Annotated in this window: 12 protein-coding genes; all 12 read left to right on the forward strand. The window is 40.0% G+C overall.

Features of this window, described 5'->3' with window-relative positions; all coding sequences use genetic code 11:
- Entirely contained in the window at positions 1 to 1,314 is a 1,314-nt protein-coding gene (locus HMPREF3108_RS00325; RefSeq protein WP_048778536.1) for a glycosyltransferase family 4 protein, read from the forward strand.
- Between the two features lie 131 nt (positions 1,315 to 1,445).
- Positions 1,446 to 1,715 (forward strand): hypothetical protein, encoded by a 270-nt coding sequence (locus HMPREF3108_RS00330; protein ID WP_256262205.1) that lies wholly within the window; start codon positions 1,446 to 1,448, stop codon positions 1,713 to 1,715.
- A gap of 333 nt (positions 1,716 to 2,048) precedes the next feature.
- Complete coding sequence (locus tag HMPREF3108_RS10860; protein ID WP_045773786.1) at positions 2,049 to 2,420, forward strand: hypothetical protein; 372 nt, start codon at positions 2,049 to 2,051, stop codon at positions 2,418 to 2,420.
- 91 nt (positions 2,421 to 2,511) lie between these two features.
- Positions 2,512 to 4,455: a threonine--tRNA ligase gene (gene thrS, locus HMPREF3108_RS00340; RefSeq protein ID WP_012000240.1), complete on the forward strand. Its 1,944-nt coding sequence runs from the start codon at positions 2,512 to 2,514 to the stop codon at positions 4,453 to 4,455.
- Positions 4,456 to 4,660: 205 nt separating this feature from the next.
- Complete coding sequence (gene yycF / locus HMPREF3108_RS00345) at positions 4,661 to 5,362, forward strand: response regulator YycF (protein WP_008809004.1); 702 nt, start codon at positions 4,661 to 4,663, stop codon at positions 5,360 to 5,362.
- The gene (gene vicK / locus HMPREF3108_RS00350; RefSeq protein ID WP_008809003.1) at positions 5,355 to 6,716 is read left to right on the forward strand and encodes a cell wall metabolism sensor histidine kinase VicK; all 1,362 of its coding nucleotides are present in this window, start codon (positions 5,355 to 5,357) and stop codon (positions 6,714 to 6,716) included. Before yycF ends, vicK begins: the two co-directional genes overlap by 8 nt.
- On the forward strand, positions 6,709 to 7,512 hold the full coding sequence (locus HMPREF3108_RS00355; protein WP_045502133.1) for an MBL fold metallo-hydrolase: 804 nt from the start codon (positions 6,709 to 6,711) through the stop codon (positions 7,510 to 7,512). The genes vicK and HMPREF3108_RS00355 overlap by 8 nt, the downstream gene beginning before the upstream one ends.
- A 34-nt stretch (positions 7,513 to 7,546) precedes the next feature.
- The gene (locus HMPREF3108_RS00360; protein ID WP_048778539.1) at positions 7,547 to 7,906 is read left to right on the forward strand and encodes a YbaN family protein; all 360 of its coding nucleotides are present in this window, start codon (positions 7,547 to 7,549) and stop codon (positions 7,904 to 7,906) included.
- Positions 7,907 to 8,145: 239 nt separating this feature from the next.
- A complete protein-coding gene (gene rnc, locus HMPREF3108_RS00365) occupies positions 8,146 to 8,844 on the forward strand; it encodes a ribonuclease III (RefSeq protein WP_045502139.1) in 699 nt (232 codons plus the stop codon).
- Entirely contained in the window at positions 8,835 to 12,368 is a 3,534-nt protein-coding gene (gene smc, locus HMPREF3108_RS00370; protein ID WP_070492853.1) for a chromosome segregation protein SMC, read from the forward strand. The genes rnc and smc overlap by 10 nt, the downstream gene beginning before the upstream one ends.
- A 1-nt stretch (position 12,369) precedes the next feature.
- Positions 12,370 to 13,167 (forward strand): Cof-type HAD-IIB family hydrolase, encoded by a 798-nt coding sequence (locus HMPREF3108_RS00375; protein WP_061583524.1) that lies wholly within the window; start codon positions 12,370 to 12,372, stop codon positions 13,165 to 13,167.
- Positions 13,164 to 13,973, forward strand: coding sequence for a Cof-type HAD-IIB family hydrolase (locus HMPREF3108_RS00380; protein WP_061601753.1), 810 nt, complete (start codon positions 13,164 to 13,166; stop codon positions 13,971 to 13,973). Before HMPREF3108_RS00375 ends, HMPREF3108_RS00380 begins: the two co-directional genes overlap by 4 nt.
- Positions 13,974 to 13,984: the final 11 nt, after the last annotated feature.

The raw sequence follows: 13,984 nt of genomic DNA on the forward strand, positions 1-13,984 counted from the left end.
ATGCGCGTTGGTCTTTTTACAGATACCTATTTTCCTCAGGTCTCGGGTGTAGCGACGAGTATTCGTACTTTGAAGACGGAACTTGAAAAGCAAGGACATACTGTTTTTATCTTTACGACAACTGATAAAGACGTGAATCGTTATGAGGATTGGCAGATTATTCGGATACCGAGTGTTCCCTTTTTTGCCTTTAAAGATCGTCGGGTTGCATACCGCGGTTTTTCTAAGGCTTTAGAGATTGCTCGCCAGTATCAGCTTGATATCATTCACACACAGACTGAATTTTCATTGGGATTGTTAGGAGTCTGGATTGCTAAGGAATTAAAGATTCCTGTCCTGCATACCTATCATACTCAATATGAAGATTACGTCCGCTATATTGCAAATGGAATGCTGATTCGGCCTAGTATGGTTAAGTATATCGTCCGTGGTTTTTTGAATGATATGGATGGTGTGATTTGTCCTAGTGAGATCGTCTATGATTTGTTAACACGCTACAAGGTTACAACTGAAAAGAGGGTCATTCCTACAGGGATTGATTTGGCTAAGTTTGAACGACCTGAAATCACCAAAGATCATATTGAAGATTTACGAAAGAAACTGGCAATCGATGACTCAGAAACTATGTTGCTCAGTTTGTCTCGAGTTTCTTATGAGAAAAATATTCAAGCAGTTATTGCAGCTTTACCAGATGTCTTAAAAGAAAATGCTACTGTAAAATTGGTAGTGGCAGGAGACGGCCCTTATTTGTCGGACTTGAAGGAACAGGCTGAGAGTTTAGGTATTACTGATTCTATTATTTTCACAGGCATGATACCTCCAAATGAAACTGCCCTTTACTATAAGGCGGCTGATTTCTTTATCTCTGCCTCAACTAGTGAGACGCAGGGACTAACATATTTGGAAAGTATTGCCAGTGGTACACCGATTATTGCCCACGGCAATCCTTATCTAGATAATGTTGTGACGGATAAAATGTTTGGGACACTTTATTATGAGGATAACGACCTATCTGGTGCTATTTTAGAAGCAGTTATGACAACGCCTAAAATGGACGAAGAGAGATTGGCAGATAAACTCTATGAAATTTCAGCAGAAAATTTTGGGCGCCGTGTCTATGAATTCTATCTGGATTTAGGGATTTCTAAAGATTTTCAAAATGAAATTAGGCCGGATGAAACAAGAACAAAGCGCTTTGCAAAATCAATGATAAAACTGCCAGGTAAAATTATCCTTCTTCCGGTAAATGGTTCAACTCGGATGATTAAAGCTTCAAGAAAACAAATCAGAAAAATTCGCAAATACCTAGAATAAGTTTATTCTTTGAAAGGTGAAAAGGAGATGAGGGGATGAGAGACTGAAAAAATGAATTTCTTTTCTTACTTCCCCTTGTTTTTTTCTATTTAATATTTGATATTTTGCTAATATATTTGCCACTTGATTCAATGGTAAGTAAAAACCTTGTGGTTGGAAACATTCTTATCTTTTCACCTCTTGTCACTCTATTAGTATCCTTGCTATATGCAGTAATTTATGGATTTTCATTGCATTTTTCTATTTTAGTTGGCCTTCTGTTTTTGCTGACAATTTTTATCTTTGGAGAATGGATTCCTCTCTATCACTTGGTTTATTTTCTTTCTTCACTGGCTGGTAATGGATTAGGCCATTTGTTTTATCATTTGAGAAAGAAAAAAAGCGAAGCTAGAAAAATGTAAAAGTTCTTGCAAATTTTTTCAATCGTGCTATAATGTTTCCTAGAGACATATCACCTGCAGGAAATCTTTTAGAGAGCGCGTGGAGCTGGAAATCGCGTAGAGGATGCAGTTGGGACTACTCTACTGGATTTTATGAAAACATAAAACGGTGGCTACGTTAGAGCCAATCAGAGGTGTCCCTCTTTTTTGAGGAACATAAATGAAGGTGGAACCACGTTGCGACGTCCTTTCGAGGATGTCGCTTTTTGTATGGAGAATAGTTACGACAAAGTTAAAATGAAATTTAGCTAAGAGCTGAATGAGGTAATAGATTTGAAGAAATATTTATCTTGGATGATGACTTGTACCTTCCTTATAGTCTATGTATGGCTAATGAAAACTCTCAGCCTATGGGGTTTAGAGTATATTGTCGTCTTTTCATTTTTTCTACTCATTCCTCTCTTGCCCTTCCTTGCCCCCTTTCTTGGTATCTTAATGTTTTTCAACAACAAGAAACTCATTATAACGGGATATCTTTTAAGTTTGACAGCTGCTATCTATTTGGTCAATGCGATAAAAAGCTATCCGATAAGGATATACATGGAAGGTGAGATGACTGATGAGCAATACTTGTCTTTAATCCTTTCTTTGGTATGCTATCTATTTATTTCTACAGCTTTCTTTTTCTTTAGAATGAGAAAGTTAAACTATCATTTGCTTAGATAATCAATTGATATCATTCATTGTAAATAGCTAGTTTCCCCATTCCTTCAAACCTCAGTTATAAAAATACGATAATTTTTTAAAGGAGAAAACCATGATTAAGATTACTTTCCCAGATGGCGCTGTTCGTGAATTCGAATCTGGCGTTACAACTTTTGAAATTGCACAAAGCATTAGCAATTCCCTAGCGAAAAAAGCCTTGGCAGGTAAATTCAACGGCAAACTCATCGACACGACTCGTGCTATCACCGAAGATGGTTCCATCGAAATCGTGACACCTGATCACGAAGATGCCCTTCCAATCTTGCGCCATTCAGCTGCTCACTTGTTTGCTCAAGCAGCTCGTCGTCTTTTCCCAGATATTCACTTGGGGGTTGGTCCAGCTATCGAAGATGGTTTCTACTACGATACGGACAACACAGCTGGTCAAATCTCTAACGAAGACCTTCCTCGTATCGAAGAAGAAATGAAGAAGATCGTCAAGGAAAACTTCCCATCTATTCGCGAGGAAGTTACCAAAGACGAGGCACGTGAAATCTTTAAGAACGACCCTTACAAGTTGGAATTGATCGAAGAACACTCTGAAGACGAAGGTGGTTTGACTATCTACCGTCAGGGTGAATACGTGGACCTCTGCCGTGGACCTCACGTCCCATCAACTGGTCGCATCCAAATCTTCCACCTTCTCCATGTAGCAGGTGCTTACTGGCGTGGAAATAGCGACAACGCTATGATGCAACGGATCTATGGTACAGCTTGGTTTGACAAGAAAGACTTGAAGAACTACCTTCAAATGCGTGAAGAAGCCAAAGAACGTGACCACCGTAAACTTGGTAAAGAACTTGACCTCTTCATGATTTCACAAGAGGTTGGACAAGGTCTGCCATTCTGGTTGCCAAACGGTGCGACTATCCGTCGTGAATTGGAACGCTACATTGTCGACAAGGAAATCGCTGCAGGCTACCAACATGTTTACACTCCACCACTTGCATCAGTAGAGCTTTATAAAACTTCTGGTCACTGGGATCACTACCGTGAAGATATGTTCCCAACTATGGACATGGGAGACGGTGAAGAGTTTGTCCTTCGTCCAATGAACTGCCCACACCACATCCAAGTCTTCAAACACCATGTTCATTCTTACCGTGAATTGCCAATCCGTATCGCTGAAATCGGTATGATGCACCGCTACGAGAAATCTGGTGCCCTCACTGGTCTTCAACGTGTGCGTGAAATGTCTCTTAATGACGGTCACCTCTTTGTTACTCCTGAACAAATCCAAGAAGAATTCCAACGTGCCCTTCAGTTGATTATCGATGTTTACGAAGACTTCAACTTGACTGAGTACCGCTTCCGTCTCTCTCTTCGTGACCCTCAAGATACTCACAAGTACTTTGACAACGATGAAATGTGGGAAAATGCCCAAACCATGCTTCGTGCAGCCCTTGATGAAATGGGTGTTGACTACTTTGAAGCTGAAGGTGAAGCAGCCTTCTATGGACCAAAACTCGATATCCAAGTTAAGACGGCCCTTGGAAAAGAAGAGACCCTTTCGACTATCCAACTCGACTTTTTGCTTCCAGAACGCTTTGACCTCAAATACATCGGAGCTGATGGTGAAGAGCACCGTCCAGTTATGATCCACCGTGGGGTTATCTCAACTATGGAACGCTTCACAGCTATCTTGATTGAGAACTACAAGGGTGCATTCCCAACATGGCTTGCACCACATCAAGTGACCCTCATCCCCGTTTCTAACGAAAAACACGTGGACTACGCTTGGGAAGTGGCTAAGAAACTCCGTGACCGCGGTGTCCGTGCTGATGTGGATGAGCGTAATGAAAAAATGCAGTTCAAGATTCGTGCTTCACAAACCAGCAAGATCCCTTACCAATTGATCGTTGGGGACAAGGAAATGGAAGACGGAACAGTCAACGTTCGTCGCTACGGCCAAAAAGAAACACATACGGTAGCAGTAGACGAATTTGTTGAAGCTATCCTAGCTGATATCGCCAACAAATCACGCGTTGAAAAATAATTATCAAGAACTCGCTTTGCGGGTTCTTTTTGTAATCTCATTTTTTGACAGTTTATTTTTAGATTTTTTTATGAGCTAATTTTTTACAGCATTGTCACGAATGTCTTTAAATTGTAAGATAAAGAATAGTATTTTTAATTGGGGAAATTAGTCTATTTTAAGAAAGTTTGTTATAATAAAAGAGACAGAAAAAAAGGTGAAAGATATGAAGAAAATATTAGTTGTAGATGATGAAAAACCAATTTCAGATATTATAAAATTTAATATGGTAAAAGAGGGCTATGAAGTTGTTACTGCTTTTGACGGTCGTGAAGCTCTTGAGATGTTTGAAGCTGAAAATCCAGATATTTTGATTTTGGATTTGATGTTGCCAGAGTTGGACGGGCTAGAAGTAGCACGTACCATTCGGAAGACCAGTAACGTTCCAATTATTGTCCTATCTGCTAAAGATAGTGAGTTTGATAAAGTTATCGGCCTCGAAATTGGAGCAGACGACTATGTGACCAAGCCTTTCTCTAACCGTGAGCTCCAAGCTCGTGTCAAGGCTATTTTGCGACGTTCAGAATTTGCTGTAGATACCCAAGAAAGTGAAAAGGGTTCAAATGAGTTGACAGTGGGCGAATTGCAAATTTTACCAGATGCTTTTGTTGCTAAGAAACATGGCGAGGAACTAGAATTAACCCATCGTGAGTTTGAATTACTCTACCATTTGGCTAGTCATGTTGGTCAAGTAATGACACGCGAACACCTGTTAGAGACAGTTTGGGGTTATGATTATTTTGGTGATGTACGTACTGTTGATGTGACGATTCGCCGTTTACGTGAAAAGATTGAAGATACGCCAAGCCGACCAGAGTATATTTTAACTCGTCGTGGTGTTGGCTACTATATGAGAAACAATGATTGAAAATATTAGACAATTTGTGTTTTCTGTAGATTTTGTTTTTGTTTTAATTGTTTTAGGTTTTATTTTGGTAGTTGCCCTGCTCTTTTTAGAGAATCGAAGGGATAATCGCCAACTTCGCCTGCTCAATCAAAAGATCAAAGATTTAATCGCAGGAGACTATTCCGAGGTTCTGGATATGCAGGGCAGTCCAGAAATTACGGATATGACCAATAGTATAAATGATTTGTCTGAGGTGACTAGATTAACACAAGAAAATCTGGAGCAAGAAACCAAACGTTTGACTAGTATCCTGTCCTACATGACAGATGGGGTTTTGGCAACTAATCGTCGAGGTCAGATTATCATGATTAATGATATGGCTTCTAAGCAACTAGGTGTTGATCCAGAGGAAGTCCAAAATACAAGTATATTGGACTTGTTGGATATTGCGGATGAATATGATCTGCGAGATTTAATTACCAAGATGCCGGAATTGACGATTGATTCACAGGATGAAAATGGAGAATATTTAAGTCTGCGTGTTCGTTTTGCCTTGGTTCGTAGGGAATCTGGTTTTATCTCTGGTTTGGTAGCTGTTCTGCACGATACGACGGAACAGGAAAAAGAGGAGCGGGAACGTCGACTTTTTGTATCAAATGTTAGTCATGAGCTCCGTACCCCTTTGACAAGTGTTAAGTCTTACCTAGAAGCTTTGGATGAGGGCGCTCTTTCTGAGCCAGTTGCACCTGAATTTGTTAAAGTTTCTCTTACTGAAACGAACCGAATGATGCGGATGGTTTCTGATTTGCTTAGCTTATCAAGGATTGATAATGATAGTAGTCATTTGGATGTAGAATTAACTAATTTTACAGCCTTTATCACTTTTATTTTGAATCGTTTTGATAAGATTAAAAGTCAGGATGAAACCAAAAAATATGAGATTGTACGAGATTATCCAATCACACCTATATGGGTTGAAATTGATACTGATAAAATGACGCAGGTCATTGATAATATCATGAATAATGCTATCAAGTATTCTCCAGATGGTGGAAAGATTACTGTAGGAATGAAAACGACTGAAGATCAGTTGATTATTTCAATTTCTGATGAAGGATTGGGAATTCCTAAGAAAGACCTGCCTAAGATCTTTGACCGTTTTTATCGAGTGGATAAGGCTCGAAGCCGTGCGCAAGGCGGAACGGGCTTAGGACTTGCGATTGCAAAAGAAATCATCAAGCAGCACCATGGCTTTATCTGGGCCAAGAGTGAGTATGAAGTCGGATCAACTTTTACAATTGTCCTGCCGTATGATAAGGATGCTGTTTTGGATGATGGCTGGGAAAGTGAAGAAGTAGAAAGTAAAGATGACTAAGGAAGGTTTTAAGTATAGCATTTTAGCATCTGGATCTAGCGGTAATTGTTTTTATTTAGAAACAGATAAAAAGAAGATTTTGGTGGATGCGGGACTATCTGGTAAAAAAATTACTAGTCTCCTAAGTGAAATTAATCGTAAACCAGAAGATTTAGATGCTATTTTAGTAACTCATGAACATAAGGATCACATTCATGGTGTTGGGGTCTTAGCCCGCAAGTATAATTTAGATATCTATGCTAATGAAGATACTTGGAAAGCTATGGATAGTGCCTTAGGGAAAATTGATATCAGCCAAAAGCATATTTTTGAAATGGGTAAGGTTATGACTTTTGGTGATATAGATATTGAAAGTTTTGGTGTTAGCCATGATGCGGCGGCACCACAATTTTATCGGTTTATGAAAGACGATAAAAGCTTTGTCATGCTGACGGATACGGGCTATGTGAGTGACCGTATGGCTGGAGTAGTTGAAAATGCTGATGGTTACTTGATTGAGAGTAATCATGATGTAGAAATTTTGCGTAGTGGAGCTTACCCTTGGAGTCTTAAGCAACGTATTTTATCTGATAAAGGGCATTTATCTAATGAAGATGGTGCTGATACGATGATTCGAACCTTGGGGAACCGTACCAAAAAGATTTATCTAGGTCACTTGAGTAAGGAGAATAATATCAAGGAGCTGGCTCATATGACTATGGTTAATCAGCTGGCTCAAGCTGACTTGGCAGTCAATCATGATTTTCAAGTTTTGGATACTTCTCCTGATACGGCTACGCCTCTGACATCAATTTAATCATATTGAAAATGAAAAATTACTAGGAGATTTTATGCGTCCCATTTATTTTCTTGTTGGGCTTGTGTCTTTGGGGCTGGGTGTTGTTGGAATTCTTCTTCCAATCTTGCCCACAACGCCTTTTTTGCTCTTGTCCATAGCTTGCTTCTCTCGGAGTTCCAAACGTTTTGAAAATTGGCTCTATCATACAAAAATGTATCAGATTTATGTGGCGGATTTTCGGGAGACAGGATCGATTGCCAAGGAGCGTAAGAAAAAGATTATTGTATCCATCTACATTTTGATGGGCATTTCTATATTTTTTGCTCCTCTTGTACTTGTAAAAATCGGTCTATTTGCCCTAACAATTTTTATCACCTACTACTTATTTAAGGTCATTCCTGATAAGGAATAACTATAGAAAAGACAATTGTTATAATTGTCTTTTTTCCTTTGCCTAAAGCAAGAAAAAGAGGGCAGGAAAATTTAATTTTTGGTATAATAGTAGCTGTGCAGTCTTCTTTCTAATAGAAGATTTAAAGAGCAGTGGGACTTGCTTTTACCCTTTGTTAAGAGTGTCTTTCTACTCTACTTTGCTATAAAGATAGAAAGGATTGGACTTGTGTTTATCAGTTTGAACACAGGTAGAGGTTTATGAAAAAATTAGAAAACCTTTTGTTTGATCGATTTGGCTTGGTTTTTAAGGATGTTTCATTGCTAGAAACAGCTTTTACTCATACAAGCTATGCCAATGAACACCGCCTCTTAAAAATTTCACACAATGAACGCCTGGAATTTTTAGGAGACGCTGTTCTGCAATTAATTATCTCTGAGTATTTATTTGAAAAATACCCCAAGAGACCTGAAGGAGATTTGACTAAGCTTCGTTCAACGATTGTTCGTGAGGAAAGTTTGGCGGGTTTTAGTCGTGATTGTCAGTTTGATCTCTTCATCAAGCTGGGTAAGGGAGAAGAAAAATCTGGGGGCCGTGAGCGCGAAACGATTTTAGGGGACTTGTTTGAAGCTTTCTTAGGAGCTTTGTTACTTGATAAAGGCTTGGAAGTTGTGAAGGACTTTATTTATCAAGTCATGATTCCTAAGGTGGAGGCAGGAGATTTTGAGCAGGTGACAGACTATAAGACAAAATTGCAAGAGTTACTTCAGTCTAATGGAGATGTAGAAATTCTTTATCAAGTCGTGTCTGAATCTGGGCCAGCTCATGCCAAAAATTTTGAGGTTAGCGTTTCGGTTGACGGCCGTTTAGTAGGAAAAGGCCAAGGGCGTTCTAAAAAGCTGGCAGAACAAGAGGCTGCTAAGAATGCCTTTGAAAAGGAAAATCATTCATGTATTTAAAAGAAATTGAAATCCAGGGTTTTAAATCTTTTGCGGATAAAACAAAGGTAGTTTTTGACCAAGGGGTAACAGCAGTTGTCGGCCCCAATGGTTCAGGTAAGTCCAATATTACAGAAAGTCTTCGCTGGGCTTTGGGAGAATCCAGTGTTAAGAGTTTGCGTGGTGGTAAGATGCCCGATGTCATTTTTGCAGGGACAGAAACACGCAAGCCCCTTAATTATGCGTCTGTAGTAGTGGTTCTTGATAATAGCGACCAATTTATCAAGAATGTAGCTAAGGAGATTAGAGTAGAGCGTCATATTTATCGCAGTGGTGATAGTGAGTACAAAATAGATGGTAAAAAGGTTCGTTTGCGTGATGTTCATGATCTCTTTATGGACACTGGGCTTGGACGGGATTCCTTCTCTATTATTTCCCAAGGTAAGGTAGAAGAAATCTTTAACAGTAAGCCGGAGGAGCGACGTGCTATTTTTGAAGAAGCTGCGGGCGTACTGAAATATAAGACGCGTCGTAAGGAAACCGAGAGTAAATTGGCTCAAACCCAAGACAATTTGGACCGCTTGGAAGATATTATTTACGAATTGGATGGGCAAATCAAACCTTTAGAGAAACAAGCACAAACTGCTAAACGCTTTTTGGAGTTAGATCAAGAAAGGCGGGAACTTTACCTAGATGTCTTAGTTGCTCAAATGATCGCCAATAAGGAAAAGCTGAACCAGGCAGAGGAGGATTTGGCCAAGATTCAGGAAGAGCTGTCAGCCTATTATAGCAAACGCGATGAATTGGAATTGGAGAACCAAGATCTCAAATCCAAGCGTCATGAGCTTAACCAGACCTTGGCGGCCGACCAAGCTAAGCTACTCGAATTAACTCGTCTGATTAGTGATTTGGAACGACAAATTGATCTCTCTAAGTTAGAGTCGAGTCAGGCAGCAAGTAGCCGTAAAGAGAATGAGGCTCGTTTGGCTACATTAGTAGAGAAGTTGGAGCAAACAGAGCAAGATTGTAAGGCTAAGACTGAAAATCTGGCTCTTATTGCAGAAAAATTGGACAAGAATCAGCAGGAAATGGCTGAGCTAGAAAAAGAGATTGCCGATTTTTCTGAGGATCCTGATCAATTGATTGAGCATTTACGAGATCAATATGTCAAACTCATGAAAGAAGAGGCCGATTTATCCAATGATTTGACTGCTTTGGAAAGCCGTCAGGCTAATCAGTTGAAACTAAATGAGAGCAAACAGGCTGATTTTGAAAAAATTAAAAGGGACTTGTTAGAAAGCCAAAAGGCTGAAACAGCCCATATAGAAGAGTTAGAAACAGCTCGGAAGAATCTTAAAGACTTATTGAATGCTTACCAGGCGCAGGTGGAAAAAGTACAAGAACTGCAGACAAGTTACCAAAATCAACAAAAAGCCATGTTTGATTTGTTGGATGATTTGAAAAATAAGAAGGCTCGTTCTGCAAGTTTGGAAGCTATTCTTAAAAATCATAGTAACTTTTATGCAGGTGTAAAAAGTGTCTTGCAGGAGTCTGAACGCTTAGGTGGGATTGTTGGTGCTGTTAGTGAAAAATTAAGTTTTGATCCGCATTATCAGACAGCTCTTGAGATTGCTTTAGGAGCTAGCAGTCAAAATATCATTGTCGAAGATGAAGCAGCTGCTACAAGAGCAATTGATTTCTTGAAGAAGAATCGAGCTGGTCGGGCAACTTTCTTACCACTGACAACGATTAAACCGCGTCAGCTAGCTGATCATTATCGGACAAGCATTGAGTCTAGTAAAGGTTTCCTTGGTTTGGCATCTTCGCTGGTCACTTATGATGCAAGCTTGGATACCATCTTCCAAAATCTGCTTGGGACGACAGCCATTTTTGATACGGTAGACAATGCAGGAGCTGCGGCCCGTCAGGTTCGTTACCAAGTCAGAATAGTCACTCTAGACGGGACAGAACTGCGAACAGGTGGTTCCTACGCTGGTGGAGCAAATAGAAACAACAATACGATCTTTATCAAACCGGAATTGGACGCTCTTTTGTCTGATATAAAGGAAAAAGATGTCCAATTGAAGGAAAAAGAAGAGACTGTCCAAATCCTACACAATCAACTGAGTCAAGCTAAGCATGTCTTAGATCAAATCAAGGAAGATGGCGAAAGCGCCCGCTTGGCAGAACAAAAAGCTAGTTTAGCTTATGAGCAAATTGCAAAGCGAGTGGAAGAGCTGACGAATCTGAAAGATATGCAAGAGCAAGAATTGGCAAGGTTGTCTGGCTTAGATATTTCTGGCGAACAAGCCAAATTGCAGGCTCGTTTAGTAGAAATTGAACAGGCTAAATTGGATGTGACACAGGAAATTGAGCAGGTTAAATCGAATAAAGATGCTGTTCAAGAACGTTTTGATAAACTTTCCAATAAATTGTCAGACTTAAAACTATCTCGGACTGAGCTGACCTCTCTCCAACGTTTTGAGAAAAATGACTTAGAACGTTTGGAAGAAGAAAAAATAGCTTTAGTCAAAGAACAGTCTACTCTAGAACTCTTAATGGAACAAAAAGAATCCAGTCTCCAAAAGGTGGACATTGCAGTTCTAGAAGATCAGTTGAAGACTGCAAATCAAGAAAAGACAGACTTAAACCAAGGACTGATTCGCCTGAAATTTGAATTGGAAGATTTGGAAGGTCAGTCTGAAGACATTCTCAGCCATTTGGATCAGGCTCGTAAGCAAAATGAAGAATTGATACGTAATCAGGCCAAGGCTGAGGCTGAAAAAGAAAAGATTACTGATGTTTTGCGTCGTCTCTTAACCAGTCTGACGGAAGAATATCAAATGAGTTTTGACGAAGCCAATCAGAAGGCTCGTCCTCTCGAAAACTTAGCAGTATCGGAAGGGCAAGTCAAAGACTTGGAACGATCTATACGTGCGCTTGGCCCAGTAAACCTGGATGCTGTTGAACAATTTGATGAAGTAAAAAATCGTTTGGACTTTCTCAATACACAACGAAATGATGTCTTGTCCGCTAAGAATCTTCTCTTGACAACCATCGAAGAAATGAACGATGAAGTCAAGGAACGTTTCAAGTCAACCTTTGAGGCTATTCGTGAAAGCTTTAAAATGACCTTCAAACAAATGTTTGGTGGAGGATCGGCAGATTTAATCTTAACAGAAGGTGACCTTTTGACAGCTGGAGTTGAAATTTCGGTGCAGCCACCTGGCAAGAAGATCCAGTCCCTCAATCTCATGAGTGGTGGGGAAAAGGCCTTGTCAGCTCTCGCTTTGCTCTTCTCCATTATTCGAGTGAAAACCATTCCTTTTGTTATTTTGGATGAAGTTGAAGCGGCCTTGGATGAAGCAAATGTTAAACGTTTTGGGGATTATCTCAACCGCTTTGATAAGGAGAGTCAGTTTATCGTTGTTACCCACCGAAAAGGGACCATGTCAGCAGCTGACTCCATTTATGGAGTGACCATGCAGGAGTCCGGTGTGTCGAAGATTGTTTCGGTGAAATTAAAAGATTTAGAAGGTATGTAAAATGGATATTAAACTAGTTGCAACCGATATGGATGGTACCTTTTTAGATGGTCAAGGGCAATTTGACATGGAACGTCTGAAAAGTCTTTTAGTCAAATTCAAAGAGAAAGGTCTCTATTTTGCGGTAGCTAGTGGCCGAGGGATTCTGTCTCTGGAGAAGCTGTTTGCCGAAGTTCGTAATGAGATTATTTTCATTGCTGAAAACGGCAGTCTAGTTGAATTCCATGGGCAGGATTTATATGAGGCTACGATGAGCCGAGATTTTTATTTAGATACTTTTGAAAAGTTAAAGGAGTCTCCATATGTAAATACTGGTAAGCTCTTGCTAACAGGTAAAAAAGCTTGCTATGTTTTAGACAGTGTAGATCCGACCTATCTACATTTTTCAGCTCACTACAATGAAAATATTGTAAAGGTGGCTAGTTTAGCTGATATTGATGATGAGATTTTCAAATTCACGACTAATTTCACACCTGAAACTATAGCTGAAGGAGAAGCTTGGGTCAATGAAAATGTTCCTGGAGTCAAAGCGATGACAACGGGCTATGAATCTATTGATATTGTTCTTGATTATGTGGATAAGGGGGTTGCGATTGTCGAATTAGCCAAGAAACTTGGTTTGGAAATGGGCCAAGTCATGGCTTTTGGTGACAATCTTAATGACCTTCATATGATGCAGGTTGTTGGCCATCCGATTGCACCAGAGAATGCCCGCCCAGAGATTTTAGAATTAGCAACTGAGGTGATTGGCTCTCACAAAGATCAGTCTGTAATTGCCTATATGGAGAAACTAGTATGACAGCTATTAAACTGATTGCGCTTGATTTAGATGGAACCCTGTTGACTTCTGACAAGAAGATTTCTCAGAGGAATATAAAGGCTCTAGCAGCAGCCAGGGCAAAGGGAGTAAAAGTTGTATTGACGACAGGCCGACCACTCAAGGCTATGGAGTTTTTACTAGATGAGCTGGGAACAGCAGGTTTAGAGGATGAATATACTATTACATTTAACGGTGGTTTGGTACAGCGAAATACTGGTGAAATTATAGATAAAACCGTCTTCTCCCATGCTGATGTGGTTCGTATTTTTGAAGAAACGCAGAAGCTTTCTTTGCCACTCGATGCTATTAGTGAGGGAGTTGTGTATCAGCTGCAATCTGAACAGAAATCCCTCTATGCCCAAGCCAATCCTTATCTCCAGTTTGAACACGTATCGCTAAACGATCTATTTGAGGAACAGACCTACAATAAATGTGTGACAGCCTTTGATCCATCCAGCATTGATAAGGCACTGCCTCAGATTTCACCTGATCTATTTGAGCGATATGAAATTTTTAAATCTCGAGATATGCTGTTAGAGTGGTCTCCGAAAAATGTTCATAAAGCAACTGGTTTAGCAAAATTAAGCCAGCATCTTAGTTTAGATTCCAGTCAGATCATGGCTTGTGGAGATGAAGGAAATGACCGTTCCATGATTGAGTGGGCAGGACTTGGTGTGGCCATGGGGAATGCAACGGAAGAAATCAAAGCAGTAGCCAAGGTAGTTGCTCCGCTGACCAACGATGAAGACGCAGTCGCTTGGGCGATTGAAAACTATATTTTATAGAGAAAAGGAGG

The sequence above is a fragment of the Streptococcus sp. HMSC10A01 genome (assembly GCF_001807785.1).
Taxonomy (GTDB): domain Bacteria; phylum Bacillota; class Bacilli; order Lactobacillales; family Streptococcaceae; genus Streptococcus; species Streptococcus gordonii.